Raw genomic sequence first — 25,919 nt, forward strand, 5'->3', positions numbered from 1 at the left:
ATCAGATAAAAATGGCAAGATTTTAGCCAAATGCTCAGTTATGTCGAGCATTTGCATCAAAACCGGCCTAAAAAAGAGAAGGACAAAAACAATGACTGGCCAAAAACTCATCGCATCAATCTAGCAAAATCAAATCGAGTGAGTTAGGGTGGGGTTCTGCCATCGGCAGGCTTGCCAGCCAGATTTAAACCGCTTGGAGAACTTGGCTAAATAACTGCTTCACCTGAATCCAGGCATCAGCAGCGGCAGTGGGGTTGTAGCTAGCGCGGCGATCACAAAAAAAACCGTGTTCAGCGCCGTCGTAAACAAAGACGCGATGAGAGATGCGATGTTTCTGGAGTTCTGCCTCAATCTGCTCAACTGCGGAGGCGGGAATACTGGCATCCTGATTGCCAAAGAAGGCGTAAAGGGTGCCGGCAATCTCAGAAGTTCGTGCTAGGGTAGGTTGACCGCTGCCCGGAGTCCAAGTCGTGATGCCGGCACCGTAAAATGAAGCAGTCGCCTTAATCTCTGGCAAAGTGGCGGCGAGGTAGGCAACGTGACCACCAAAGCAGAAGCCAATGCAGCCAATTGCATCGCCTTTCACGGAAGATTGGCTTTTGAGGTAGGCGATCGCAGCTTGGATATCACCCAGAAGCTCTGATGCCTTGGTTTGTTCTTTATAGCGCCGGCCCAGTTCTACGTCTTCGGCAGTGTAACCGATTTCAAAATCTGGAGCAAGACGCTGGTAAAGTGCCGGTGCAATGGCCACATAGCCTTCAGATGCAATGCGTTCTGTGACGTCTCGAATATGGGCATTCACCCCAAATATTTCTTGCAAAATGACAATGGCTGGGAAAGTCCCTTCGCCGACAGGGTAGGCTATATATGAGGAAATTTGTAAATCTCCATTAGGAACTTTAACGTGTTCGCAAGAAATCTCAAAGTTTGCCATCGTGATTATCTTTGATGTTGTGGAACTGTCAACAATCCAGGTTGTCACATTTAGTGTCCACCGGCAAAGTTTATAGTAAAAAACATCGCCACTCAGACATTTAGACAGTTTTTGTTTGTTACAAAATCTAAAGAAACGTGCGGTTTTCTTTCCTTAATTTTTTGCCCTTAAGCGCCTCGGAGGTTCCGCGATGGTTCAATTTCACATTCAACCAGACAGTGATATTCCCGCATCAACTCAGCTATTTAACCAGATCCGGTTTGCGATTGCCTCTAGGCAGTTTCCGCCTGGACACCGGCTGCCAAGTACGCGAGCGCTGGCCATGCAGACCGGCCTGCACCGCAACACCATCAGCAAAGTATATCGGCAATTAGAAGATATCGGCCTGGTTGACGCTCAAGCCGGTTCTGGCATTTATGTCCGCGCTCAAGGTAACGAAATCAGCGGTGCGCGTCTGCGATCTCCCATCTTGGAACAGCATCCCCAAGCTTACAAGGTTGTGCAAAAAGGTCTTGACGAGCTGCTTAACCAGGGTTGTTCGCTTAATCAAGCTAGAGAGCTATTTCTTGCGGAAATTGACTGGCGACTGCGCTGTAGTGCGCGAGTGCTGGTAACGGCACCCGGTCAGGATATTGGTGTGGGAGAATTGATGACCCAGGAATTGGAGCAGGCGCTTCGCATACCTGTGCAATTGGTGCCAATGGAACAGCTCAGCGATGCGTTGGATCAAGCTCACTCAGGTACAGTGGTCACGAGCCGTTATTTTATTGGCGAAGCAGAAGCTAAGGCAGCGCCTAAATCGGTTCGGGTTATCCCGATTGATATCTACAACTACGCCAAAGAAATTCACTTGGTAAGAACTCTTCCTAAAGATACTTGCTTTGGAATTGTTAGTCTTAGTTCCGGCATTTTGCGAGCGGCTGAGGTGATTATTCACAGCTTGCGAGGAGACGATCTGCTGGTGATGACGGCTCAAACCGGCGACGCCTACAAATTAAATGCTTTAGTTCGCACCGCACGGACGATTATTTGCGATCAGGCGAGTGCCGGTGCGGTGAAAACTGCAATTACGGCGGCTAGAGACGATCTAATTCGCCCGCCTCAAGTTGTTCCCTGTGAGAATTACATCGGGGCAGAATCAATTAGCTTGCTCAAACGCGAACTAGGTTTAAGTTGAGTGTATTTTGTCCTAGGTGCGGTTGCCTTTTATCCTTTGCTAGGTGAAGGACAAAGGGCAACCGTTCTAGGAACTTTTTAAATAACCTGAAGAATCATCCCTTCACGGGCAAGAAATCCTTTGGGGAAAGCCTCTTTAACATCCGCTTCGATATTATCTAAGAAATCATCATCATGAGCCGGATCGTGATGAAAGATCACTAAGTTTTTAACGCCGGCAGCTTTCGCTAATTCTACCCCCACTTGCCATGTTGAGTGCCCCCAGCCGACTTTCGGTGTTTTCGGGTGATGATACTCTTCGTCTGTATAGGTGGCATCGTAAATAAAATAATCGGCTTCACGGGCTAAATGCAGAACGTTTTCATCTAAGCGATCTGGAAAGTGTTCTGTATCGGTGCAATAAACGGCGCTGTGTCCCTGCCAAGTCACACGATACCCAATCGCAGTGCTGGGGTGGTTGAGGTGAACTGTCTCAATTGTGATATCGTCTAAGTTGACGACATCCCCAGGATGAAGGTTATAAAACTTCATCTCTGATCGCATCCCCTGAAGTGGTATGGGAAAGTTGGGATGGAGCATTTGGTCAGATAGACGCTGTTTTAAAGTTGCGCCGTTGGGGGCGACTGCGCCGTAAATGTGGAAGCAATTGCCTGGAACAAAAGCGGGGATAAAAAAGGGAAATCCTTGGATGTGATCCCAGTGAGAGTGGCTAAAAAATATATAAGCCTCAACCGGCATCTGCGGCAGCAAGGTTTTTCCCAAGACTCGCAAGCCGGTGCCGCCATCAAAGATTAGACGTTTACCCCCCACCTGCATTTCCACACAGGAGGTATTGCCACCATAACGAACCGTTTCTTTACCGGGTGTGGCAATACTGCCGCGCACGCCCCAGAACTGGACAACAAAATCAGAGTAAGGGCTGGTTTGCATACTGGCTTTCCCATCAAAAGGCTGCGGATACAGATGAAAATCGGGCATCTTCAGGCATCTTTAAGATTAGGTTAGCCTTGGATTTGAAGTTCATTGTAACGGCTAATTTTCACAGATCGGTTACGCTCGTCCACTAGCACCACTGTGGGCGAATGGTCTTTGAGTTGTTCTGGGGTGAATTGCGCGTAGGTCATAATAATCAGGCGATCGCCTTTCATCCCCAAACGCGCCGCCGCCCCATTAAGTTCAATTGCCCCTGAATCAGCCGGTGCCGCAATTGCATAAGTAATTAGCCGCTCCCCGTTGGCCACGTTAACCACTTGCACCTGCTCGTAGGGTAAAATGCCGGCGGCATCTAATAAAGTTTGATCGATACTGATACTGCCGATGTAGTCTAAATTGGCAGAGGTGAGTGTGCAATGATGAATTTTGGCCAAAAGGAGCGTTCGCTGCATGATGATCTCGAAGTAGTCACCTTCGGCTAAAAACCAACCCTACCGTTCGTGCATAAAATAAAATTATTGTCAAGCACAAACTTTCCTTTCTAAGATAACCCATCTACAGCGGCTAGTGCTAGATTTTGCCAGAATCTGCCCTAACTGCCGGTTTAGAAAGTGGGGTTTGCCGGCTCTTGTGTTTTCAAAAGCACGCTCGATATCCAGGTTTTGTTCTCGCACCCCCTAAAGACGTTTTAGGCAACGTCTTTAAAACTGGCAGATTCGATTGGTTTTTCCCAAAGATTGTTAGAAGTCTTTATGGGTTCTATCAAAATTTACAACATACTAGCCACATTCTCGTAGCCATTCTATTTTTTTAGGGAAAAATTTTTGGAAAGCTAGTGATATTTAAGATTATATCTTCAAGGTTTCTAATTGACAAGTTTACTACCTCTAAAGCTTGTGAAACTTTGAATAAAATGCAAATCTACAGCAAAGGGAAAGAAATGGGATTGAAAAGATCCTTCACATTAAGCAGCATTAGTCAATGTTGTTGCCCATCTTTGCTATGAGTTTAGCCGAGGGCGAGTGTCCGAGTCGCCTTTCCACAGCCGAATGTTTTGCGAGGGTCGCACTGGTCTGGCCCAGTGCGCTAAATTGCAGGGGCGAGGGTTGCCTCACCCCGCTTCAACTTCATTTACTGGCGGCTTTGATGCATTTCTCTACAAGAGGCATGACTTGATCGACATCCTGCCAACCCTGAATTTCTGTTACCTTCTTTTCTAAATTTTTGTAGGTTTTGAAAAATTCAGCAATTTCATCCAGGCGGTGGGGTGCCACATCTTGAAGGCTTTTAATGTGAGAGTAGCGCGGATCTTTGTCGGGAACGCAAAGAATTTTTTCATCGTGATCTCCCCCGTCGATCATCAGCAGCATTCCAATGGGCCGCGCTGCAATGACACATCCTGGAAAGGTTGGCTGATCGATTAATACCATGCCATCGAGGGGATCGCCGTCATCGGCTAGGGTGTTGGGCACAAAACCGTAGTCGTAGGGATACTGAACGGAAGAATAAAGTACCCGGTCTAGGGCAAAGGCTTGTAAGTCTTTGTCAAACTCATACTTGTTTTTGCTGCCGGCGGGAATCTCAACCAGAACGTTGATCAGACCCGGTTTTGGTTGAGCAGGAATGCGCGATAAATCCACAATGATTCTCCAAGCTAATAGCGGCTAAGGGGTGCCGTTCCAAGCTCATTCTCAGGCGCTTTGTCGCACCGAGAGCGTTCAGCCGTCCCCCGAATAGCATTTTAGGGGAAGACGGTGTGTGCAAACTCCTTAACCGGCTATAAATATATCGCTGAACAAGATAGATGGCATGATGAGGCTCAATCTTGTAACACTCGCAGCACATAGGGGGCCGGTTGCAGCACTTCGGCTTTGCTCGAAGAATAATGGGCGATGATAAATAGGGGTAAAGTCAGGGTTAACACAGCAATTAAGGTTCCCACGAAGTCTGCCAGCTTATGAGGAGGCGGGTCAGCACTATTAGCAGGGTCACTACCTGAGTCCATGATCAAAAGAATGTTATCAACCAGTTACAGCAAATTCACGTAGAGGATATTGATGCACCCTCTAATCTTTATTCTAACGATTTACCGCAGAAGGACTGTCTTCTAGTAAACAATCTCAAGGAAATCTTCACAGGTGTGATGGGATGGCTGGTTGAAAGTGAGCGGGTTCTCAGTGCCGGCGCTGCGGCGTTCTGGGAGTGGCTAACAGACCGTAAAACCCGCTTTAGACGCTGGTTTGCGTCTTTAGGGTTTAACTGAGCGTCCAAGCCCCGTCCCAGTCCTCTGGAGGCGGTGATTTGATCCAGTGCTGGCAACGCTTTAACTGGATAGCTGCCGCTTTGTCGCTGCTGTCAATTTCCATAACGGTTGCAAATTCGCCCATCGCAATGGCAAACTTACGCTTTAGATAATACTCGCGCCCTTTATAGTAGTGATCTAGTACCTTCTGCTTCTGTTCAGAGATAGATTGAGAGCGCAGCCCTAGTAGTTCATAAACAGCAACGGCACGATTGTTTCCTTGGACGCGAATTGAGTCAAGTTCTCGAACCCAAACGCGTTCCGTACAGCGTTGATACGTGTTTTCACTGATGACAATATTGCAGCCATATTGCTTGCAAACGCCTTCCAAGCGATAGCCGAGATGAACGCCGGCACCAATGGCCATAAAATCCATGCCTCGGTTGGCCACAAGGTTGTTGCTGAAGACCTTGTCAGTATTAATGCCGATGCCAATTTTGACAATAGGCTTGTTGGCTGCTTCGCGACCGGCATTAAATTCGGCCAAATACTGATTCATGTCTAGGGCAGTTTGTACGGCACACCAAGCATGATCATCTAAGGGTTGGGGAGATCCAAAGACAACGAGAATGCGATTGCCAATGCAGGCTGAATTGATTTGTTGCTTAAGGGTTTGTTTGTACTTAAAAACTGCATCCCCCATTGCTTCAAAATATTTGTTGAGCAAGCTGCTCATCTCTTCATACTCTATGCTGCCGGCCAGGTTGGAGTAGCCGCTAATATCAGAGAATAAAATTGAAACATCTTTGTGTTCGCCAAGGGTCTCTGACGGCGTTACCTGTGCAAACGGCATAGAATTTTCGCCTGCCAAGGTTGAATCAAAATTCGCTTGGGGAGAAGCAGTTTTGTCAGAGTAGTTGGCAGACGGACTACCTAATTCCATATTCCATAAAAAACGTAAACCTACTTAAAACTGAGAAGTCACAATTCTGGAGCCAAAATTTTTCGATTGATCGATTTCAGCTCCTCAACTGCACTCTCTGCGACCAGAATACTATTTTTCTGTGAGTTTCCAGACACCATCCCAATTATCGGCGGGTGGTTCGACGAGAAAATGATTGCAACGTTCGATGTGTAATTCAGCGGCTTTGTTTTTCGGATCGATTTCCAGAACTTGACCGAACTCAGCCAAAGCTTGGGCAAACCGGCGACTGCGGTAATACAGTCGTCCTTGTTCGTAATGTTCCATTATTGCCAGCTTTTTGGGTTCAATGTCCTCACAGCGCAGTCCCACGAGTTCATAGATTTTCACCGGCTCGTTTTTTCCTTTAACTGTAATATAGTCCAGTTCCCTGACATAAAGCCGGTCGGCACAAGGCAGATAGGTTTTTTCACTGATGACAATATCAGTGCCGTACATTTTGCTGGTTCCTTCCAAGCGAGAGCCCAGGTTCACCCCATCCCCAATCGAGGTGAGTTCCATCCGCTTGCTCGAACCGATATTGCCACTCACTACTTCATCCGAGTGAATGCCAATTCCAATGCTAATCGGTGCCTTACCATTTTCGACGCGTTCCTCATTGAATTTTATCAACCGGGAGCGCATCTCAATTGCCGTTTGCACGGCACACCAGGCGTGATCCGCCAGAGGTAAGGGCGATCCAAACACTGCCATGATCGCGTCACCGATGTATTTATCGAGGGTGCCTTTGTATTTAAAGACGGCATCAACCATCGATTCAAAATATTCGTTGAGCATCGCCACGACTTGTTCGGCTTCCATGCCTTCAGTTAAGGTGGTGTAGCTGCGAATATCTGAGAATAAAACGGAAACTTCTTTGCGCTTGCCACCGAGTCCGGTGTCGCCACTTGCGAGCAACTGTTCAGCCACTTCTTGGGTCATGTAGCGATACATGGTACTCTTGAGCCGTTTTTCATCGCTAATGTCGTCCATGACCACTAAAGCACCATTGACGATGTTGGCGTCAATTGCACTTGCCATTGTACTAATCGTCAGATTAATACTATGTTGTTCTTTTCCTTGGGAAAGTAAAGTTTGCTCTGGGTAATATTGCTGCCGTGCTTTTTCATCCTTGGCTTCTAACGCCGCTGTGAACCACTTGGAGAAGTCTGCCTCTTCAATTTTGACCAGATCAATCACGTATTGACCTTCAATCCGATCGCTTTCTTGTAAGCCCAACATTTTCTTGGCACTTTCATTGGCTGCAATAATGTGCCCGCTTCTGTCGGTGGAGATGATGCCATTGGAAATGCTGCGGAGAATATCTCGCTGCATTTGTTCTTGTTGCTTGACTGTGGCGAAGAGGGAGGCATTTTGTAAGGCGACGCCGGCTTGAATATTAAATGCGTGCATGAATTCCATGTCGCCGCGATTAAAACTTGCCCGCCAGCATTCAGGCGCATTTGGCCAGTCTTCGGGATTGTAGGGGGGATACTCTCCTTGTTTTTTCTTATTAATTAATTGTGTAACTCCGATCAACTCGTGATCCGCGTTGTACACCGGCATACACAACATACTGCAAGTGCGGTATCGAGTTGTTTGGTCGGTTTTTTTCGCTTGTTCAGCGCCGGGATGATCGTACAAGTCAAAGCTAATTAAAAGGGGTTCTCCCGATTCCGCAACTTGGCCGGCAAAGCCTGCGGTTCTCGGAATCCGCATTTCTTTTAAAGTGCCGTTAATCGGAATTTTCGTCCACAGCTCGCTTTTCTCTTTATCTAACAGCCACAATGTGCTGCGATCCGCGTTCATGAGTTTCTTCGCCTCATCCATCACTTTGGTGAGGGTATCTTCGAGATCCAAACTGCTTTGGCTAAGCGATTGTGTGGCATTGATCAACGCTGAAGCCGCACGCTGTTTTTGAGTGGCTTTATAAAACGAGCGGGACGACTCTAGAATTAATCGAATTGAAGGGGCAAAGTCGGCAAAGACCTCTTCATCAGCCTCAGTAAATCCCTTTGTATCGATTCTGTCGGCTAAGGGAGCGCCAGGATCGTGAAGTTTTTTCAGCTTATTAAGCAATTGCACAACAGCGACGATATCTCCTTGTTCGCTTAACAAGGGTAGACAGAGCATCGTGTAAGTGCGGTATCCAGTTTTTTTGTAAGTTTTCTTCGATTCAGCCGAGCGCGGATCGTCAAAGAAATCGAAAGGAATATTAACAACTTTTTTAAAAGTAGCCGATTCGCCGGCGATTCCTTTATCTGCTGGAATCCGGATTTCTAGGGTTCCACCACCCTCACCTTTGGCGACGATCGACCAAAGTTCGTTTTTTTCTTCATCTAGTAAAAAAATAGTCGTTCGATCCGCACCCAGTAGTTCGCCCGTTTTTAACGTAATCGAGCGCAGCATCTCATCTAGAATCGCATCAAAGCCTTGGCTGTCAAGCATACTGTCCAACATAGACAGGGTTTGATTGACAACCTTGAGTTTGTCCTCTACTTCAGTAACAACTTGCTTAAAGTTTTCCTGATTGAGGGTGGAAAGGTAAGACGTGAAGGTGCCTTGCGATCTGCTAAGGGCACCGCCCTGCGACGTTGTGTTAGATGAACTGGTAGATGCACTGACGGGGGATGCCGATTTAGGAGGGGGATTTTTTTTACCCTCTACTTGGGCTGTGACATCAATGACTGCGCCGTTTTGATGATCCCAAGTATTTGATTTTGGAGATGCAGCTGTCATAGCTCTTTACTCTTAAAATGATGCCTGGAGTTAGAGAACGACTTTAACTGTGTAAGTATTCTGCCAATACCGCCTGACGGGTAGGTTTCACCGAGCAAGCAGATTCAAGACTACTCCCCCAGTTTACTCGGTCGTTGAGAATGGGATGATAGATGACGATGTTGTTAAAGTGATAGCACGTTTTGCCAGATAAAAGTGTGTTATCTCGACACTGAAGCCGGCTCGCATTAAGCTTTCAATCATGATTTTGGCATCCTTAAGGGAATTATGTGTGTTAATTTCTACCAAGTATTTCCTTTATGAGAGTTTTGGGAATATGTAACCGGGGCATTGGCAAGACTGGGGCGTTTGGGCCGGCGATCCATCACAGGTCAAATCCATCACACCGTAAGTTTAAGAATTTTTTGCAGTAGATTGGGATGGTGTTTTTACCGGCATTGCGGTTGAATTTTTCCCCAATTGAGTGCCGGCAGGCATGGCGTTCTCGTTAGTGCGGAGATTTGCCGCTTGAACCAAGAGAGAATCTGCAAATGCAATCGATTGTTGCGCGGACTGGCCCCCTGCTAGCTGGGCCAGTTCTTCGCGGCGTTGGTGAGGGTTGAGCTTTGCGACTCGAACCACCGTCCGCACATCGGGGATCAAGAATTCTTGATGATTGTTGTCGGTTTCTGCTTCTGGACAATCAATGGTTTGTTTGTCCACTCGGTAATGATGATCCGCCATCGCCGCGACTAGAGGCTGGTGGGTGACGCAAAGGACTTGATGCCGGTGACTGAGTTGGTAAAGCTTTTGGGCGATGGCTTGGGCGACTCGTCCAGAAACGCCCACATCAATTTCATCAAAAACCAGCACGCCGGCATCATCGACCTGAGCGAAACAGGCTTTCAAGGCCAAGAGGAAACGACTCATTTCCCCACCAGAGGCAATTTCTGTAAGCGGTTGTAAGGGTTCACCGGCATTTGGGCTAAATTTAAAAGTAATTCGGTCTGCACCGGCAGCGGTGGGAGGACAGGGGGCAATTTCGACTTGAAACTGCACTTTCTCCATCGCCAGGGGCTTAAGTTGTTTAATCAAGCGAGATTCCAGCTCACCGGCAGCCGTCTGGCGCAACTTGTTTAACGCGCTACAGGCTTCTGCTAGCTGGCTTTGAGCGACTTGATAAGCTTTTTCCAAAACTTCTAAGGACTGACCTTCGCCAGTGAGTTCCTCTAGCTCGGTTTGAATCCGCTCATGGTAGGCGATGGCATCGCCCAACCCTGGCCCGTATTTGCGACAGATTTGTTTAAGTTCCAAGATCCGCTGCTCAACGTCTTGCAGCCGCTGGGGATCAGCCTCCAAACTCGCCTCGTAGGTCGATATTTGCCGGCCTGCTTCCATTATATCGGCTAAGGCGTTACTCACTAAATCGAGGACTGATTGCAGCTCGCTGTCGTAGCGCACCATATCTGTCAGGCTTGCTTCCGCTTGCCCCAATAAATCGGCAGCGGCTTCTGATCCGGTGTCGTTTTGATAAAGTGCTTGATAAACTTGATAGCTTTGCTGTTGCAGCTCTACGACGTGTCCCAGGCGTCTGCGCTCACCTTCTAATTGTTCTAATTCCTCGGCATCGCCCAAACCGGCAGCACTAAGTTCTTTAATTTGATAATCAATCAAATCGAGTCGTTGCAGTCGTTGCTGTTCTGACTGCCGCCGCTGTTCAAGTGCTTGTAATGCTTGCTGGGAAATGGCAAAGGCTGCTGCAACTTTTTGCCGGTTTTCCAAAATAGCGGTTCCCCCAAAGGCGTCTAGCCAGTCGCGCTGGCGGGCCGGTTGGCCAAGTTGCACGGTTTGACCTTGGGCGGTGATTTCCACCAGGCGTTCCCGCAGCTGATCCATGAGCTGGCGGTTGACGAGCACCCCATTCAGGCGAGATCGGCTGCGGAGGCTGGTTTGACCGGCTACCAGTTCCCGGCAGGCAACGAGTAAGGTGCCATCGAAAAGGTCAATTTCCTGCTCTCGTACCCACTCTGCTACGGCTGGATCAAGCTCAAATGTGGCTTCGACCAAAGCACGTTCTGCGCCGGTGCGGATGGCCCGACCTGTGACTTTGCCACCCAAGGCAGCATCAAGGGCATCTAGAATAATCGATTTTCCTGCGCCGGTTTCGCCGGTGAGGACGTTGAGGCTGGTGCCAAATTCCAGTTCCAGCCGATCTATCAAGGCAAAATTTTCAATCCGTAAGGATATCAGCATGGGTCAAAATTCAGCTTAAAGGCAATATGCCGGGTAGCACACAAATACGGTTGTTTCAATCTGCCGGTGTGAGGCTGACGCATTCCTTGATATTACACAAAAGTTTTACCCAAGTTGTTTTTTTTGAAATTGCTTGGAATCCTATCAAATTTGGTTAAACAAGCGAATTAATCAAGATATTGGAAAATAAAAAAACTTTAATCTAAACTTAACTTTGTCTAAAAAAATTATGGGGTAAAGCTTAAATTTTTCAAGTTTCAGTGATTTGAATTTTAAACATTGAGATTGAATTCAGTTAAAGCAGATATCTTGAGTGAGTTTTTTTGGCTTTATTTTCTTGATCTCTGGCAGCACCCAAAGTGAGCCTGCAGGCTGCCGCTTTTGGGCCTGGGTGAGGGGGAATTCGCCCCCACAGGAGAAAACCCAGCGCGAGCAAGCCGATTTTCCCCTTCACTTTAACTTGACACGCTGCTGTTTTTTGACACACAGGCGGTTTGTTGCGCCGGCAGCCACTCCTGAACTGAGATTCTACCTTGGGAATTATGGTGCGCCACCGGCAAATTGTTACAATGTTTAACATCGTTACCTCTAGTCGGTTCCTAACTCATGGATGTCAAGACGGTATCACCTACCTCAGCCCAGTTGAATTCAGCGACAATGACCGAGCAGCCGATATCTGCAGCCACAACCCAGGAGGCAAGCTCGGCAGTTGCCACTATCACGGTTGAGAGTGAGCGCATCCCCAGAGTGGTGGAGCTAACAGACATCGCCGTGCCGGTGCCGGCAGATAACTTTTCAGCAGATGCGCTGCAGTACGATGCAGTCGCGATTAACGAATATTACAGCACCAGACCGCTGCCAGTGTGGCGGCGCAGGCTAAGCATTGTGTCGAAACTGGCTAGCTTTGGCATAAATCTGTGGTGGGATCGCCAAACCGGCAGATTGGTCAAAAATCAGCCGGCGAGAGCTGAGCAGTTGCGGAAAATGCTGACTCAGTTAGGCCCAGCCTTCATCAAAATCGGGCAAGCTTTATCAACACGTCCTGACTTGGTGCCACCGGGTTATTTGGAAGAGTTGGCAAAATTGCAAGATCAACTGCCTCCCTTCGCCAACAAAATTGCCTACCAATTTATTGAAGAAGAACTTGGCGCTCATCCTGATGAGATTTATGCCGAACTTTCACTAGAGCCGGTGGCGGCGGCGTCCCTGGGGCAAGTTTACAAAGGCAAACTGAAAACCGGCGAAACGGTGGCGGTGAAGGTACAACGACCCGGTTTAGCTGAAAGCATCACTTTAGATGTTTACATCTTGCGGCGGTTGGCTGCTTGGGCACAAAGAAATATGAAACAAGTTCGCAGCGACTTAGTGGCAATTGCCGATGAGTTTGCCGCCCGCTTGTTTGAGGAAATGGACTACACCCACGAGGGTCATAATGCCGAACGATTCGCCGAGTTATACGGCCATTTGAAAGACATTTACGTGCCTAAAATTTACTGGCCTTACACGGGCCGGCGGGTGCTGACAATGGAGTGGATCGACGGCACCAAACTAACCAATTTAGAATCGCTAAGCGCTCAAGGAATTGACGCTTCATACCTCATTGAATTAGGCGTTCAGTGTTCCCTGCGCCAGTTGCTAGAACACGGCTTTTTCCATGCCGATCCCCATCCGGGTAATTTGATGGCAACGCGAGATGGCCAGTTAGCTTACCTCGACTTTGGCATGATGAGCGAGGTGAAACCTTATCAGCGTTACGGTTTAATTCAAGCTATTGTTCACCTCGTCAACCGCGATTTTGAAGGCTTGGCTCACGATTATGTGAAGCTAGAGTTTTTGACACCGGATACTGACCTAACGCCAATTATTCCAGCACTAGCCGGCGTGTTTGGTAATGCTTTGGGAGCAAGTGTTGCAGAACTGAATTTCAAGAGCATTACTGACGAGTTATCGCAAGTGATGTATGACTATCCCTTCCGCGTGCCGGCTTACTACGCATTGATTATCCGGTCGCTCGTGACCTTAGAAGGGATTGCAATTAATGTCGATCCCAACTTTAAGGTACTCAGTAAAGCTTATCCGTATGTGGCAAAGCGGCTGTTAACAGATACATCCCCAGAATTGCGATCTTCTTTGCGAGATTTGCTGTTTAAGGAAGGTAGTTTCCGCTGGAACCGGCTGGAGAATTTATTAAAGAATGCGAAAAGTAGCGATGATTATGATATCAGTCAAGCGCTGAATCAAGCATTAGAATTTTTGTTCTCCGAAAGGGGAGATTTCATTCGGGATTACTTGATTGATGAGATTGTTAAGACTTTAGATACCCTCTCGCGCCAAAGTTTTCAAAATGCGACTTCTGTTGTGGGAGAGTGGTTTGGTTTAAGGGTAAACAAGCCGGCGATGACTCCTGCAGAAGAGAAAAATATGGAGCATTTCCAACGCATTTTGGGAATTCTTCAAGAAACAAAAGGTTTCGATCCGGTAAAGGTGGCTTCAGTGCTTCCCCAGCTCATCCTCAAGCCAGAAACTCAGCGCATGGGTAAGCAAATTGCCGGTGGTTTAGCTCAGCGTGCTTTAGCGCGGTTGATTCGTGATGTTTTACTGCGCGATCAACCGAGTGAAACTAAGGGTTACAACGGCAGCCAACAACGCCCCTTATCTCTGCCGGCTCAAAGAACAAAATAATCCAAAAATTACACAGATGAAGCTATCAGCCGGTTAACTTTATCTGCGTTTATCTGCGGTTAAAAACCAAAAATCAACCTATTCTCTCACCGGCTAACTCCTTACCATCTTAGTTAAGTTAAACTCAAAGACATTGATTCTAGGTGCATCGCTGCCATATCAGCATGGACACAATTCAAGGATGCCGGAAACTGCTCATCAAGCGGTTCAAACTCAGCGTCTAGGGCGTTGTAAGCAAATACTTTCCCCCGTCTCAATTTTATAAACCCAAGCGTGAATGTGGATTTGACGCGCACGCAGTTTGGCACGAATAACCGGATAAGTTCGCAAATTGTCTATTTGAGTCAAAACGTTTTCTTGAAGCGATTGCAGTTAAAAGCTGTAGAATTTAATTTTTAATCGCTTATTTGTTTAAATATTTTTGTTTACGGACTTAGCTATTTTCTATTATGGAAGTCATCGATTTTAAGTAAAGATATTTCACATAAGTTAATAAAAATTTCTGAAGGATGAAAGAAATAAACCCTAATCTTCAAATGCCGGCTTCATGTCTAGACAGTCACGACGCGGAATTTCCTCTCGCTTGTAACTGAGCAGCCAGCAATTCTAGTGTGCGTTTTTGCTGTTTGAGTTTTTCTTCTAACTCTTGAATTTGTTCGCGACGCGCTTCAAGTTCGATGCTACGACGGGCGAGATCCTGACTTTGTAAGGTGAGGGACTGCCGCCAGTGTTCAACTCGCTCAGCTTCTTGTTGTAAGAATGCCGGCGAAAAGCCTTTAGTTAAATATTGCTGAACTAAATCCAAAATCCAAGGAACGGCTTCTTGAATTTTCACAATTTGGCGAGTAGGAGAAAGCTCGACCAAAACAAGGAAACCATCGGTTAAAGGGCTGGGTTCTGTTAAAAATATAATGTCTTCACCGGGAACAAGTGCCCAAGTGTCTTCTGATTTTTGGCGAGCCAAAAGTCGGATGCCGGTTTTACCTAAGAACCCTTTTCTTTGCACCTGAGCTAAATAAAGCATTGCCTAATTTTCTCGCTCGATTAGATTTTTAATGGTTTACTTAGCGCACATTGATATTTGAGGAAATTGGTAAGTTTCAAGGTGCCAACCGGCACAGGATTTGTGCGGAGGCACCTTGACAAAACGCTGAGAATCTCAGGAGGTAATACTAGATGCTATTGCTAGAGGTTATTGAGCCGGCTCTGCAAAATTTCCACCTGTTTCTCGGCTTCTGCTAGTGCATCCCGCGCTCCCTGCACCACTTCTGGTTTAGCATTATCAACAAAAGCAGCATTACTCAGCCGAGCGCTTAAAGATTTAGCTTCTGCGTCTACTTTCGCTAAACTTTTTTCTAATTTAGATCGCAGTGCCGCAACATCAACAACGCCGGCTAAAGGAATGACAACTTGAACAGTTCCCACCACACCGGCAATTGAGCCGCCTTCTCCTTCTTGAGTTTGGAGAGAATCAGAATCAATTGTCTCAGCGATGGTTAATTGCTCAACTTTCGCTAAATCTTGAATGTAAGATTGCCCTAATGTGAGAATTTGTCGTTCGCGCTCACTTTCACTTTGTAAAATCGCCGACACTTTCACCGCCGGCTTGATATCCGCTTCAGCGCGAAGATTGCGAACTGTGCGGATTGTGCCCATCAGCAAATCAAAATCTGACTCTAACTCTAGATTGAGCAAAGTTGCATCAACCTCTGGATAGATTTGTAAGGCTAACGTTTGATTTTCACCGGCTTGCGTTAGGGTGTGCCAAACTTCCTCAGTAATGTGAGGCATAAAGGGATGCAGCAGTTTTAAAATTCCTTCCAAAACAACTGCCAAGGTTTGCTGCGCCACCTGCCGCGAGGCTGTATCCTCACCTTGTAAACGCGACTTCACTAGCTCAATATACCAATCGCAGAAATCGCCCCAGAAGAATTCATAGAGTGCTTTTGCAGCTTCTCCGATGCCGTAATTTTCGATGGAATCGCCGCTTTGCCGCACCATCTGATGATAGCGAGACAGAATCCAGCGATCACACAATTCTAGGGCATCTGCTGCCGGCTGGCCTAATTGTTGGGGTGTTTGCCCATCTAGATTCATCATCACAAACCGGGCGGCATTCCACAACTTATTGGTGAAGTTACGAGAGGCTTCTACGGTTGCCGATTCTTGTTTTTTGCGATTATATTCCAGCCGGATATCTTGGCCGGCACCGGCAACTTCTCGCACCAAAGCATAGCGCAAGGCATCTGTCCCATATTTATCCATTAGTAACAGCGGATCGATGCCATTATTAGCAGATTTTGACATTTTCTTGCCGTTTTCATCGAGCACTAACCCGTGAATATAAACGTCTTTAAACGGCATTTGATCCGTGAAATGTCCTGCCATCATTGTCATCCGGGCAACCCAGAAGAAGATGATATCAAAGCCGGTGACAAGGGTGGCAGTGGGATAATAAGTGGTGAAATCTGTGGTTTGTTCTGGCCAACCCAAGGTTGAGAAGGGCCAAAGTCCAGAAGAAAACCAGGTATCGAGGACATCGGGATCTTGCTCTAACTTGACATTTTCACCAAATTGTGAATCGGCTTTTTCTCGCGCCTCGGCTTCATTTCGTCCCACGACAAAGGGGGTGCTGTCGGTAATTTCGCCGCCGGTTTCACTGACGACATACCAGGCGGGGATTTGATGCCCCCACCACAACTGCCGGGAAATGCACCAATCTTTTATTTTTACTAGCCAGTCGCGGTAAACTTTCGTCCAGCGCTGAGGCACAAATTCCGGGGAGTTTTGGTTGTCTAGGGAGTCTAGCGCCTTGTCAGCGAGGGGGCGAATTTTGACGAACCACTGGGTAGAGAGGAGGGGTTCCACCGGCACCTTTCCTCGATCGCTATAAGGGACGCTGTGGTTGTAATCCTCGATTTTTACGAGCACGCCGTCTTCTTCTAGCCGCTTTACGACATTTTTGCGGGCGGTAAAGCGGGGTTGTCCTTGGAATGGGCCGGCATTTTCGTTTAAGGAGCCATCTTTGTTCATAATATTGATGAACGGCAGTTGATGGCGCTGGCCCATTTCAAAGTCATTTGGGTCATGTGCCGGCGTGACTTTGACGCAGCCGGTGCCGAATTCGGGATCAACTAATTCATCGGCAATAATCGGAATTTCTCGCCCCATAATTGGCAGCGTCAGGGTTTTCCCGATTAAATGCTTGTAGCGATCATCGTTGGGATTAACAGCAACGGCGGTATCTCCCAACATGGTTTCTGGGCGGGTTGTTGCCACTTCCAGGTAGCCAGAATTGTCGCTGAGGGGATAGCGGAAGTGCCAGAGATTGCCTTTAACTTCTTTATTTTCGACTTCTAAGTCAGAGACGGCAGACTGGGACTCTGGGCACCAATTCACGAGATAATTGCCGCGATAGATTAGCCCTTGTTCGTAGAGTTGGACGAACGCTTGTGAAACAGCTTGGGATAAGCCCTCATCCATTGTGAAGCGTTCCCGCGACCAATCGACTGACACACCCAGCCGGCGAAGTTGGCCAACAATTGTCCCCTTGGATTTTGCTTTCCACGCCCAAGCCCGTTCTAAGAATTGTTCGCGCCCCAAATCGTAGCGGGTTTTACCTTCTTCCTTGAGCTGTTTTTCCAGAATCGTTTGTACTGCGATACTGGCGTGATCGGTTCCGGGAACCCATAGGGTGTTGCGTCCTTTCATGCGGTGGTAGCGCACGAGGATATCCATAATGGTATCGCCGAGGGTGTGGCCTATGTGCAAGCTGCCGGTGACATTGGGCGGCGGGATAACCATGCAATAGGGTTCGCCCGGATGATTTGGATCAGCTTTGAATACTTGATTTTCTTCCCAGAATTTTTGCCACTTGGCTTCTGTGGTTGCTGGATCGTATTGAGGGGGGAGGGTTGGAGTCATCAGTGGAGAAAGGGCAGGGTTTCTTTATAAGATTGTGCCATAGGGCTGAGGATAGGGCGGCTTCCGCTTGCCGGCGCTGAGATGCCGGTGAGGAGTGAGAGCAACTGGCGTTTGGGGCGTGGGATGGTAAAGTTGAAATTTCTTGCGCCGGCTTTGCAATTTCCGGCACAAGGGAATATTTTTTTGATCAGCATCTTTTACTGAATCTGAATGCTGGATTAGGGTAAGTCATTAGTTTCCTTTGGAGAAAACCATCCTCTCGATTTTTGTCAGTTTACGCTTTGTTTTGCTGATTTTTAACACTTTTCTTCAGCCAGAGTTGCTGCCGAAGCAGAAAAATTTTTGCTAAAATTGTTTTTAGAGTCTAACATAAAAATTTTATCTCGTTCCCCCATTAAATTTATTAGAGGAGACCCCGTATGCCGGCAAAACAATTGTATGAACAAGGTTTGCACAAAGCCCGTCAGGGCAACTACTGGGGAGCCATTGACGACTTCAACCAGACGCTGGAGCTGCAACCAGGAGCGGTTAGAGCTTACCATCAGCGCGGTCTTGCTTATTATTATTTACAAGACTATGAAAGGGCAATTGAAGATTTTAATAAAGCCTTGTATCTCAATGCGAAACTATCTAAAACATATTTTTATCGGGGGAATGCTTGGCGCAAATTAGGAGAGCATCAACAAGCCATTGAAGATTTTAATCGAGCCATTGCGAACAATTATAATTTGGAGGCCGGTTATAACAACCGGGGGCTGGCTTTTGCTCATTTAGGGGAATACGAATCGGCTATTCAAGATTACGATCGCTCAATAGCTATCAATCCCAATAACTACAAGTTTTATTACAATCGTGGCCGAGCTTACTATCTTTTGGGAAATAAACAAGCCGCAATTTTAGATTTCGAGCGAACTTTGCAATTAAATACAAAATATATCAAAGCTTATATTAATCGCGGCCTTTCTTATTATCACTTAAAAGATTATCAACAAGCAATTAACGATTACAATCAAGCGTTGATAATTGATCCAAAAAACGTTTATGCTTACTACAATCGAGGCTGTGTTCGAGCTAAATTAGGAGATTACGGGGGAGCCATTGAAGATTACAATCAAGCGGTAGTGATCGATCCCACCTATGCAAAAGCTTATATGAATCGAGGATTAGCCCGTTATAAATTGGGAGATGAACCTGGGGCGAATAAAGATTTTTATCACGTCATGTGTATTAATGCTGAAGCTTATACCTACTACCAAGCTCAGCGGGGTACTTCTGATGCGAAGACTTATTCTAAAGAAGCTCCGCGAGTTGAGCAGAATCATGGGGGAGAATACTTTAATACTACCTTAAATTCTACTTGGGAGAAAGAAGATTTAAGTAATCTTGAAGACTTGCTTTCTGAAGGAGAATTTATTAATTCATAAAATTTGCCCATTGGAATTATAAGCTTGCAATTGATAAATTTTAACCGGCACTGCTTTCAGACTTATATTTTCTTAGATAAAGCGAAGCCATTATAAAAGCTTCGCTCCCTTGCTTTATTTTTCCTATTTTTGATTTCTAGCCGGCACCCCAAGTTTAAATTCATCAAATTTCACCACGTTTGATTGCGGCAACCGCGTATCAAAGTAATAGCTGCTCACCGTGCCGGCACCCGTATCTAATATGCTAAAAACTGTTAGATCGTTACTCGCAATATAAGACACCGACTTCCCATTTTCATCAAGAATTGGCGCAATTGTTGGCATCACCGGCTCTAACCCATTGGGATTGCCGGTTGCTGCATATTCTTCCTGATAGCCGGCTGGGACGTTTCGCGGATTTTCTGCCACCGCCGCGCCATAAGAATTCCCGACATTTGAGGTTTCTAAAAAGTGGATTCCCTGAGAATCCAGGAATCGATTCCATAAATGGGAATGTCCATAGAATACCAACTGCACACCGGCAGCCTCTAGCAAAGGGACAACATCCCGAATAATATAATCAGCATCCTTCGGGTATTCATAGCGAATTGCCTGAATATTGCCACTAGAATTACGCTCAATCATCTGCACCGGATCTGTATATGCCGGCACAATATTTCCCCCAAGCGTATGCGGCGGATGGTGGAACATGACAATCTTGTATTTTGCCTGCTTAAACTCTGAACTATTCAGCTCTTTTTCCAGCCAATTATATTGAACGCTTCCCTTGACAATTGGCTCAAAAATATGCTGCCCATATCCCCAGGCAGCCGGATTATTTAAATCTTGCTCTCGTTCCCGATATCTTCCCTTCGCATCAGCATTTAGGCTTTCAACTCGCCAGACGTTTGTTATGAAAGGAACTACCAACCGCACATCCCCAAAGGTTACAGCATAATACTTTTCTCCACCTTCATTACTTTCAGGAAGCGAAAAAATCTCTTCGTAAGTGTCCGTATTAAAAGAATTATTTTTTAGCCAGGTTTCATCTGCATTTTGGTCGAGTTGTTGAGCGGCTGTGCGAGGATAAGCATCATACAACTGCTCATTCAGGCTGCTTTCCATCGAAAAGCGTCCCATAACTTCATGATTTCCAATCGTCGTAAATAGTGGGGCGTGTTGAATTAATTCTCCGCCTTTATAAACAGTTTTAACGTTATTTTTTTCTAATTCGTAGTTAGCGCGTCCTTGCATACACGGAAAAAAAGCGCCCCCCCGATCATCATCAAACCATTCTGAAGCCCGATCAGGAATGTTTACCAAGTCTCCAGCGTGAAAAACGGCATCTACCTTACCCACTGTTTCGACAACTTTCTCAAGATTAGCCGCCGTCATTGGCATTAACTGATGATCGGACGTTAATAAGATTTTTAAAGGTTGTTTCGCAGAAGGTGCCGGGGTAAGGGTAAACACAGCACTTTCAACTTTCTCCCCATTTTCTCGCACACTTGCGACAGAATAAGGCACCTTTTTATCTGGAATTAAATTCTCAATTTTTGCTTCGTGACGCCAGATGTTTCGCCTTGTTGGCTGCGTAAAAATAGGATTATCTTTAGTTTGACCTTTAACTTGTGAGCGGCTATCTTCACGAGTGCGGCTTAACTGGGTAGTAGTCGCGATCACTTCTTGATCCAAATTTTTGCCATAAATAACCGTGTGGCGAGAACCGGCAAACTCGGTAAACCAAACGACTCGCACCGAATTTTCAGCCGGCATTTGTAAAAAAGGATCGGTTAGCAGTTGAGAATGAGTTGTCATAGAAAGCGATGCCTGATATGTACTAAAAACCCAAAAAAGTGAGATAAGAATAACGAAGCCGGCAACTGTGTTTGCCATGTGCCGGTTGAGGCGCTTGAACCTAAGCGATTTTCTATAAACAGAATTCCATCGCATTTCACTCACTCCCAGCTTATAGAAACCATCTGCCTGGTTTATTCTAAAATAACGCCTATTGCGTATTCGTTTTATTTACCATAAAAATCATCCCCCGATAGTTATACCGGAGGATGATTTTTTAACGTGTTTTAAGGTTAAAGGGCGGTTAAGGTTCGCGCCCCAAGGGAGGGAAGCAAATCTTTGTGTTTGTTGCATATTCTAGATATTTAGCCCTAGGATTCGCAGCGTTTGACAGAACCATCCGTATATAGCTCCATTGGCACTAATTCTTCTCTTCCGTTGACTTTGACTTTAGAGTAGACAATTTTCAAGAAAGAGGGTTTTTTGGGGGTTTGGGTGTACAACATGGTGGGTTTCCTCAATTCGGTCTTGTACCTTTTCTTAACTATTAGTATGAACGATAGACTTATTAGATTAAGTGATTTAAGGCTTTAAAGAATGTGATAAGTTTTTAACAGACCCGTGATTTCAAGATAAACACTGTGTGAGTGCAAGCTGCCATCGGGGTGATACCGATCACAATGGCCATCTGAGAGAGACAGCCGGCAAGCGTCTGGGAATGTAACGAAAACGCTCCAGAACCGCAGATCGGCGCTAAGCTACATTAAAAGGCGTGATTGCCGGCACCATCTAACAGGCTAATGTGAGCCAGTAGCCCCAAACCTATGCCCAGAACTCAACGGAACGACAACTTCATCGACAAAAGCTTCACGGTGATGGCAGATATCATCCTGAAGATCCTGCCTACTAACCAAAAAGCGAAAGAAGCTTTCGCCTACTACCGCGATGGGATGTCTGCCCAGGCGGATGGGGAATATGCAGAAGCTTTAGAAAACTACTTGGAAGCGCTGAAGCTGGAAGAAGATCCCAATGATCGCAGCTATATCCTCTACAACATCGGGCTGATCCATACCAGCAACGGTGAACAGGATAAAGCGATGGAATACTATCTCGAAGCCCTTGAACTCAACCCTCGCTTGCCCCAGGCGCTGAACAATATTGCTGTGATTTATCACTATCGCGGCGATAAAGCGAAGGAAGCGGGTCAAGATGAGGAAGCCGAAGAAATGTACCAGAAAGCTGCTGAGTATTGGAAGCGAGCAATTCGCATTGCACCCAATAACTACATTGAAGCTCAAAACTGGCTGAAGACGACTGGGCGATCTGCGATGGACGTGTATTTCTAGGGAATTGGGAATTGGGTAAGGCTGCACCAACCTAAAGGTATGGGAATTATTACGATGATTGCCCCCTACCCATTCCTAAGCGACTAGCTAATTAAAAGTCAAAATTCAACCTTTAAGATTCACATGATTGATCGCGATCAAGTCCGCAAAGTCGCTCATCTAGCGAGATTAGAACTCACAGCCGAGGAAGAGGAGCAATTTACAACTCAACTCGGTAGCATTCTGGATTATTTTGAGCAATTGAGCGAACTCAACACCGAGAATGTGCTTCCAACAACGCGAGTCATTGATGTTAGCAATGTAACGCGCCCGGATGATCTTCAGCCCTATCCTTATCGAGAAGAAATCCTAAGCTGCGCCCCCGATCAAGAGGGTGAATTCTTCAAAGTGCCAAAAATTATTGGCGAAAGTTAGCCTTTTTTGGCAAAAATAACCGGCTAGGAATGACGAAAGCGGGAGAAGAACAAAACTCGAAAATCTGAGGTTTGTTCTTCTCCCACTTTGGCTTGATTTTATTCGATTTGCCGGCAACAGGATGGCTCAAGTTTGCTCTTGGGAAGTATTTTCATGATTGTTAGTCATGCCAACTTCCTCAGATGAACGACTCAGCATAGACTGATGCTGTTTTTCATCGTGCTGCCGGTGCTGAGCCATTAATTCTCGTGCGTGTTCTGAAGTCTGCTCGTTGTCTTGCGCTGCATGAACTTCGGCTTCAGAGCGGTTCAGCATGGACTGATGGTGTCTTTCGTCCTGCTGACGCTGCTGAAGCATTCGTTCTCTGGCCGGTTCTGGCGTACTCATGGAAGAATCTCCGATTGAGTGGCAAAAATGCCTTTTGTATCAACCTCACATAATTGAGCCAGAATGTAGCCAATTCTACAGAAAAGTTTACGCAAGCTTTAAAATCTGCCGTTGCCGGTTAAAGTACACGCAGAATACTCGGAATGCTATCGACAGCATCTAGCGTGCGAATTTCTTCTAAAGCTTGTCGGAAATTCCCTTCACGAACATCGTGCGTAACTACAACAATTTCTGCTAAATGATCGCGCATTCCTGTTTGTACGATAGATTCTAAGCTAACGCCGTGGTTGCCAAAACTGGTGCCTAATTTGCCAATCACACCGGGTTGATCTCGTGTTAGGAAACGGGCGTAAAACCGGCTCACCACTTCTTCCATTGGGGCGATGGTGCAGTAATGCTGGTGAGAGCAACTAATTAATGGATGAGGTATGGTTTCAGTTTCGGTTTTTAGAACCGCCGCAATATTCATAATATCTGCGACAACCGCACTCGCAGTCGGGCCGGCACCGGCACCCCGTCCATAAAACATCACCTGTCCGAGGGGTTCTCCCTCTATCAAAATTGCATTATAAACACCGTTAATACTGGCGAGTGGATGCGTTTTTGGTACTAAGGTTGGATGCACTCTCAGTTGCAGATTATCTTGAGTAGAAGGTTGAGAATTCCCAGAGGTTGTAACTTCACGCTTGGCAATTGCCAGCAATTTAATTACAAAATCTAATTTTTCGGCATAGGCAATATCGGCTGCACTGATTTGCCGAATGCCTTCACGGTAAATTTGTTCAAGTTTAATGCGTCCGTTAAAGGCTAAACTTGCCAGAATTGCGATTTTATCGGCAGCGTCAAAACCATCAACATCTGCGGTGGGATCGGCTTCCGCATAACCAAGTTTTTGGGCATCGGCGAGCACATCGGCAAAGTCCGCCCCTTCTGTTGCCATTCGGGTGAGGATGTAGTTGGTGGTGCCGTTAACGATGCCGGTGACGCTTTGAATGCGGTTCGCACCCAAGGATTGTTTGAGGGGTTGAATGACGGGGATGCCACCGCCAACAGCGGCTTCTAGAAGGACGTAGACGCCTTTTTCATTGGCTGCGGTGAAGATTTCGTCGCCATAGCGGGCGATGACTGCTTTGTTGGCGGTGACAACGTGTTTACCGCCGGCAATGGCTTTGAGAATGAGGCTGCGTGCCGGTTCAAGTCCCCCGATCACCTCTACCACAATGTCAACAGCCGGATCAGTGACGATTGATTCAAGGTCTGTTGTATACACATTTTTGTCTATTTGTAAAGTGCGACCTTTATCAAGGGAACGCACTCCAATTTTATAGATTTCCAACTCTTGCAACAGTGGATGACGCCCTTCTGGGGAGAGTAAAATCTCCGCCGTGCCGGTGCCAACTGTGCCTAATCCCAACAAACCTACTTTGAAAGCCACGATTTCAATCCGTATTGACTAAATTCTTGCCAAAACTATTGTGACAGTTACCCGCGCCTAAAGGTTAAGCTTAGAACAATTCGACCGATTTGGTGGAGGCAATCAATGGTAACCTCACCAAAAACTTCCCAGCAAGCCATTATCTAGCTAAACACTGACGGTCAGCCAATCACAGATAATACAAAGCAGTTTAAGTGGATTGTTTACATCAAGCAGGCACTGTAATTATTTTTTGCTGATGAGGCTGATGTTTTTGCTGCCGGTGATTTATTGTGGTATCCGGTAGAAAGGCAGAACACGCTTAAAAAAGCGCCGGATGTCATGATATTCTTTGGCCGGCATAAAGGTGACAGTGGTTCTTATTAGCAATAGCAAGAAAATAATATTCCGCGTCGTGTCGTGTTTGAGGTTATTTTAAAAAAAAAGAGGTTCTTGAAACTAACTATCTTCGTTTCAAGAGGTCGGCATAAAATCAGTAATTGGTTTAATAACGACACCTGCATCACTTGCGGCATTTAATTGTCGCTCGTCTACTGTAATTAAAGGGCAATTTAGATTTAATGCTAATGCAATATAAAGCGAGTCGTACACAGCTAATTAATGCGTTAAACCAATTTGCAACGCCCGAGCCAGCAAAGTGTTAACTCGCACAACTTGAAAAGGTAGCGCCAACAGTTCATGAATGAATTGCTCGGCGTCTGTCTGCGGCAGTCCCTGAAAGCGAACTTTCTTCCACAGAACATTAACGCACTCAAGCAGACAAAACTCAGGCACATACAAATCATCACTTTGGTACATCCGAGCAAACAAAACCTTTACCTCTGGCGTGTAAGGCTCTATGATGAAGCGCCGAATCACCACACTGGCATCAACTACATAGATTGCCATTATCTGCCTCGATCCTCACGCAGCATTTCCAGCGTCGATGGCGCTCCTGGTGGCGGTGTCCACATATGGCTGTCAATCGACTCTAAAGTCTTCTTCAAAGCTTCTTTGTCCACTGGACGTTGCGGTTGCTGCTCGTGTCGTAACCGTTGATCGACAACCTGAGCGATCAAACCTTTGAGTTCTTCTAAGGTTAAGTCTGCGACTTGTTTATCTGCCATCTGACCGGCTCCTTTTAATCTCTAAAATTATTATCACACCGGCATCCCGAATTCTCCCCAACAGCAAAGGCGAGGCATCTATTGATACCTCGCCCTTACATTTGATATTAAAAAGTTACCAAAACCGTGAGAATAATCTAACTTGCAATATTAGATTTTTTATTTCCTGTGGGATAGGCATTTTGCCCGCCCCACGGAATGCAAATTA

General features: G+C 46.3%; 23 protein-coding genes. 5 read left to right on the plus strand and 18 right to left on the minus strand.

Annotation, left to right across the window (positions count from 1 at the left end; all coding sequences use genetic code 11):
• Positions 1–184: 184 nt before the first annotated feature.
• Complete coding sequence (locus H6F73_RS10755) at positions 185–934, minus strand: dienelactone hydrolase family protein (protein WP_147682446.1); 750 nt, start codon at positions 932–934, stop codon at positions 185–187.
• 190 nt (positions 935–1,124) lie between these two features.
• Between H6F73_RS10755 and H6F73_RS10760 the strand changes: the two genes are divergently transcribed.
• Positions 1,125–2,111 (plus strand): GntR family transcriptional regulator, encoded by a 987-nt coding sequence (locus H6F73_RS10760; RefSeq protein ID WP_190758769.1) that lies wholly within the window; start codon positions 1,125–1,127, stop codon positions 2,109–2,111.
• A gap of 77 nt (positions 2,112–2,188) precedes the next feature.
• On the opposite strand, the gene H6F73_RS10765 is transcribed toward H6F73_RS10760, so the two are convergent.
• From H6F73_RS10765 to recN, 7 genes are all read right to left on the minus strand, one after another.
• On the minus strand, positions 2,189–3,040 hold the full coding sequence (locus tag H6F73_RS10765) for an MBL fold metallo-hydrolase (RefSeq protein WP_190759606.1): 852 nt from the start codon (positions 3,038–3,040) through the stop codon (positions 2,189–2,191).
• 71 nt (positions 3,041–3,111) lie between these two features.
• Positions 3,112–3,495, minus strand: coding sequence for an aspartate 1-decarboxylase (panD, locus tag H6F73_RS10770; RefSeq protein ID WP_190667606.1), 384 nt, complete (start codon positions 3,493–3,495; stop codon positions 3,112–3,114).
• 675 nt (positions 3,496–4,170) lie between these two features.
• Complete coding sequence (locus H6F73_RS10775; protein WP_190667608.1) at positions 4,171–4,683, minus strand: inorganic diphosphatase; 513 nt, start codon at positions 4,681–4,683, stop codon at positions 4,171–4,173.
• A gap of 179 nt (positions 4,684–4,862) precedes the next feature.
• Entirely contained in the window at positions 4,863–5,048 is a 186-nt protein-coding gene (locus tag H6F73_RS10780) for a hypothetical protein (RefSeq protein ID WP_190758770.1), read from the minus strand.
• 250 nt (positions 5,049–5,298) lie between these two features.
• Positions 5,299–6,228 (minus strand): adenylate/guanylate cyclase domain-containing protein, encoded by a 930-nt coding sequence (locus H6F73_RS10785; RefSeq protein WP_242072414.1) that lies wholly within the window; start codon positions 6,226–6,228, stop codon positions 5,299–5,301.
• Positions 6,229–6,339: 111 nt separating this feature from the next.
• A complete protein-coding gene (locus H6F73_RS10790; RefSeq protein ID WP_190758771.1) occupies positions 6,340–8,985 on the minus strand; it encodes an adenylate/guanylate cyclase domain-containing protein in 2,646 nt (881 codons plus the stop codon).
• 393 nt (positions 8,986–9,378) lie between these two features.
• Positions 9,379–11,217, minus strand: coding sequence for a DNA repair protein RecN (recN, locus tag H6F73_RS10795; RefSeq protein WP_190758772.1), 1,839 nt, complete (start codon positions 11,215–11,217; stop codon positions 9,379–9,381).
• A 606-nt stretch (positions 11,218–11,823) separates the two neighbouring features.
• On the opposite strand from recN, the gene H6F73_RS10800 reads away from it, so the two are divergent.
• Positions 11,824–13,899: an AarF/ABC1/UbiB kinase family protein gene (locus tag H6F73_RS10800; RefSeq protein ID WP_190758773.1), complete on the plus strand. Its 2,076-nt coding sequence runs from the start codon at positions 11,824–11,826 to the stop codon at positions 13,897–13,899.
• Between the two features lie 213 nt (positions 13,900–14,112).
• Here the strand turns inward: H6F73_RS10800 and H6F73_RS26535 are convergent, their stop codons facing one another.
• The 4 genes from H6F73_RS26535 to H6F73_RS10820 form a co-directional block, all read right to left on the minus strand.
• The gene (locus tag H6F73_RS26535; RefSeq protein WP_347239516.1) at positions 14,113–14,247 is read right to left on the minus strand and encodes a carbonic anhydrase; all 135 of its coding nucleotides are present in this window, start codon (positions 14,245–14,247) and stop codon (positions 14,113–14,115) included.
• A 211-nt stretch (positions 14,248–14,458) separates the two neighbouring features.
• Positions 14,459–14,923, minus strand: coding sequence for a hypothetical protein (locus H6F73_RS10810; protein ID WP_190758774.1), 465 nt, complete (start codon positions 14,921–14,923; stop codon positions 14,459–14,461).
• A 161-nt stretch (positions 14,924–15,084) separates the two neighbouring features.
• Positions 15,085–17,823, minus strand: coding sequence for a valine--tRNA ligase (locus tag H6F73_RS10815; RefSeq protein WP_190758775.1), 2,739 nt, complete (start codon positions 17,821–17,823; stop codon positions 15,085–15,087).
• A gap of 24 nt (positions 17,824–17,847) precedes the next feature.
• Positions 17,848–17,994, minus strand: coding sequence for a hypothetical protein (locus H6F73_RS10820; protein WP_190758776.1), 147 nt, complete (start codon positions 17,992–17,994; stop codon positions 17,848–17,850).
• Positions 17,995–18,242: 248 nt separating this feature from the next.
• Here H6F73_RS10820 and H6F73_RS10825 point away from each other — a divergent pair, with 248 nt between their 5' ends.
• On the plus strand, positions 18,243–19,247 hold the full coding sequence (locus tag H6F73_RS10825) for a tetratricopeptide repeat protein (RefSeq protein WP_190758777.1): 1,005 nt from the start codon (positions 18,243–18,245) through the stop codon (positions 19,245–19,247).
• A gap of 123 nt (positions 19,248–19,370) precedes the next feature.
• On the opposite strand, the gene H6F73_RS10830 is transcribed toward H6F73_RS10825, so the two are convergent.
• Both H6F73_RS10830 and H6F73_RS26970 read right to left on the minus strand, forming a co-directional pair.
• Entirely contained in the window at positions 19,371–21,044 is a 1,674-nt protein-coding gene (locus H6F73_RS10830) for a metallophosphoesterase (RefSeq protein WP_190758778.1), read from the minus strand.
• Between the two features lie 350 nt (positions 21,045–21,394).
• Complete coding sequence (locus tag H6F73_RS26970) at positions 21,395–21,529, minus strand: hypothetical protein (protein ID WP_277882598.1); 135 nt, start codon at positions 21,527–21,529, stop codon at positions 21,395–21,397.
• A 318-nt stretch (positions 21,530–21,847) separates the two neighbouring features.
• On the opposite strand from H6F73_RS26970, the gene H6F73_RS10835 reads away from it, so the two are divergent.
• Positions 21,848–22,369, plus strand: a complete 522-nt coding sequence (locus H6F73_RS10835) for a photosystem I assembly protein Ycf3 (protein ID WP_190758779.1) — start codon at positions 21,848–21,850, stop codon at positions 22,367–22,369.
• Between the two features lie 123 nt (positions 22,370–22,492).
• On the plus strand, positions 22,493–22,783 hold the full coding sequence (gene gatC / locus H6F73_RS10840; protein ID WP_190758780.1) for an Asp-tRNA(Asn)/Glu-tRNA(Gln) amidotransferase subunit GatC: 291 nt from the start codon (positions 22,493–22,495) through the stop codon (positions 22,781–22,783).
• A 126-nt stretch (positions 22,784–22,909) separates the two neighbouring features.
• Here gatC and H6F73_RS10845 read toward each other — a convergent pair whose 3' ends face one another.
• The 4 genes from H6F73_RS10845 to H6F73_RS10860 all read right to left on the minus strand — a co-directional run bounded on the left by H6F73_RS10845 (position 22,910) and on the right by H6F73_RS10860 (position 25,711).
• The gene (locus H6F73_RS10845; RefSeq protein WP_190758781.1) at positions 22,910–23,170 is read right to left on the minus strand and encodes a hypothetical protein; all 261 of its coding nucleotides are present in this window, start codon (positions 23,168–23,170) and stop codon (positions 22,910–22,912) included.
• A gap of 118 nt (positions 23,171–23,288) precedes the next feature.
• Positions 23,289–24,605, minus strand: coding sequence for a homoserine dehydrogenase (locus H6F73_RS10850; RefSeq protein ID WP_190758782.1), 1,317 nt, complete (start codon positions 24,603–24,605; stop codon positions 23,289–23,291).
• Between the two features lie 597 nt (positions 24,606–25,202).
• Positions 25,203–25,493 carry a type II toxin-antitoxin system VapC family toxin gene (locus H6F73_RS10855; protein ID WP_199330495.1) on the minus strand — a complete coding sequence of 97 codons (291 nt, stop codon included), beginning with the start codon at positions 25,491–25,493 and terminating at the stop codon, positions 25,203–25,205.
• On the minus strand, positions 25,493–25,711 hold the full coding sequence (locus H6F73_RS10860; RefSeq protein ID WP_190758783.1) for a hypothetical protein: 219 nt from the start codon (positions 25,709–25,711) through the stop codon (positions 25,493–25,495). Before H6F73_RS10860 ends, H6F73_RS10855 begins: the two co-directional genes overlap by 1 nt.
• Positions 25,712–25,919: the final 208 nt, after the last annotated feature.

Origin of the sequence: Microcoleus sp. FACHB-68 (genome assembly GCF_014695715.1) — a bacterium.
Taxonomy (GTDB): domain Bacteria; phylum Cyanobacteriota; class Cyanobacteriia; order Cyanobacteriales; family Oscillatoriaceae; genus FACHB-68.

Bases quoted from the DNA above. Each gene is read 5' to 3' on its own strand.
- H6F73_RS10830 (WP_190758778.1), bottom strand. From the start codon at position 21,044: ATGACAACTCATTCTCAACTGCTAACCGATCCTTTTTTACAAATGCCG.
- H6F73_RS10780 (WP_190758770.1), bottom strand. From the start codon at position 5,048: ATGGACTCAGGTAGTGACCCTGCTAATAGTGCTGACCCGCCTCCTCAT.
- H6F73_RS10810 (WP_190758774.1), bottom strand. From the start codon at position 14,923: ATGCTTTATTTAGCTCAGGTGCAAAGAAAAGGGTTCTTAGGTAAAACC.
- H6F73_RS10790 (WP_190758771.1), bottom strand. From the start codon at position 8,985: ATGACAGCTGCATCTCCAAAATCAAATACTTGGGATCATCAAAACGGC.
- H6F73_RS10860 (WP_190758783.1), bottom strand. From the start codon at position 25,711: ATGGCAGATAAACAAGTCGCAGACTTAACCTTAGAAGAACTCAAAGGT.
- H6F73_RS10845 (WP_190758781.1), bottom strand. From the start codon at position 23,170: ATGAGTACGCCAGAACCGGCCAGAGAACGAATGCTTCAGCAGCGTCAG.
- panD (WP_190667606.1), bottom strand. From the start codon at position 3,495: ATGCAGCGAACGCTCCTTTTGGCCAAAATTCATCATTGCACACTCACC.
- H6F73_RS26970 (WP_277882598.1), bottom strand. From the start codon at position 21,529: ATGTTGTACACCCAAACCCCCAAAAAACCCTCTTTCTTGAAAATTGTC.
- H6F73_RS10760 (WP_190758769.1), top strand. From the start codon at position 1,125: ATGGTTCAATTTCACATTCAACCAGACAGTGATATTCCCGCATCAACT.
- H6F73_RS10825 (WP_190758777.1), top strand. From the start codon at position 18,243: ATGCCGGCAAAACAATTGTATGAACAAGGTTTGCACAAAGCCCGTCAG.
- H6F73_RS10835 (WP_190758779.1), top strand. From the start codon at position 21,848: ATGCCCAGAACTCAACGGAACGACAACTTCATCGACAAAAGCTTCACG.
- H6F73_RS10855 (WP_199330495.1), bottom strand. From the start codon at position 25,493: ATGGCAATCTATGTAGTTGATGCCAGTGTGGTGATTCGGCGCTTCATC.
- gatC (WP_190758780.1), top strand. From the start codon at position 22,493: ATGATTGATCGCGATCAAGTCCGCAAAGTCGCTCATCTAGCGAGATTA.
- H6F73_RS10800 (WP_190758773.1), top strand. From the start codon at position 11,824: ATGGATGTCAAGACGGTATCACCTACCTCAGCCCAGTTGAATTCAGCG.
- H6F73_RS10815 (WP_190758775.1), bottom strand. From the start codon at position 17,823: ATGACTCCAACCCTCCCCCCTCAATACGATCCAGCAACCACAGAAGCC.
- recN (WP_190758772.1), bottom strand. From the start codon at position 11,217: ATGCTGATATCCTTACGGATTGAAAATTTTGCCTTGATAGATCGGCTG.
- H6F73_RS10765 (WP_190759606.1), bottom strand. From the start codon at position 3,040: ATGCAAACCAGCCCTTACTCTGATTTTGTTGTCCAGTTCTGGGGCGTG.
- H6F73_RS10755 (WP_147682446.1), bottom strand. From the start codon at position 934: ATGGCAAACTTTGAGATTTCTTGCGAACACGTTAAAGTTCCTAATGGA.
- H6F73_RS10785 (WP_242072414.1), bottom strand. From the start codon at position 6,228: ATGGAATTAGGTAGTCCGTCTGCCAACTACTCTGACAAAACTGCTTCT.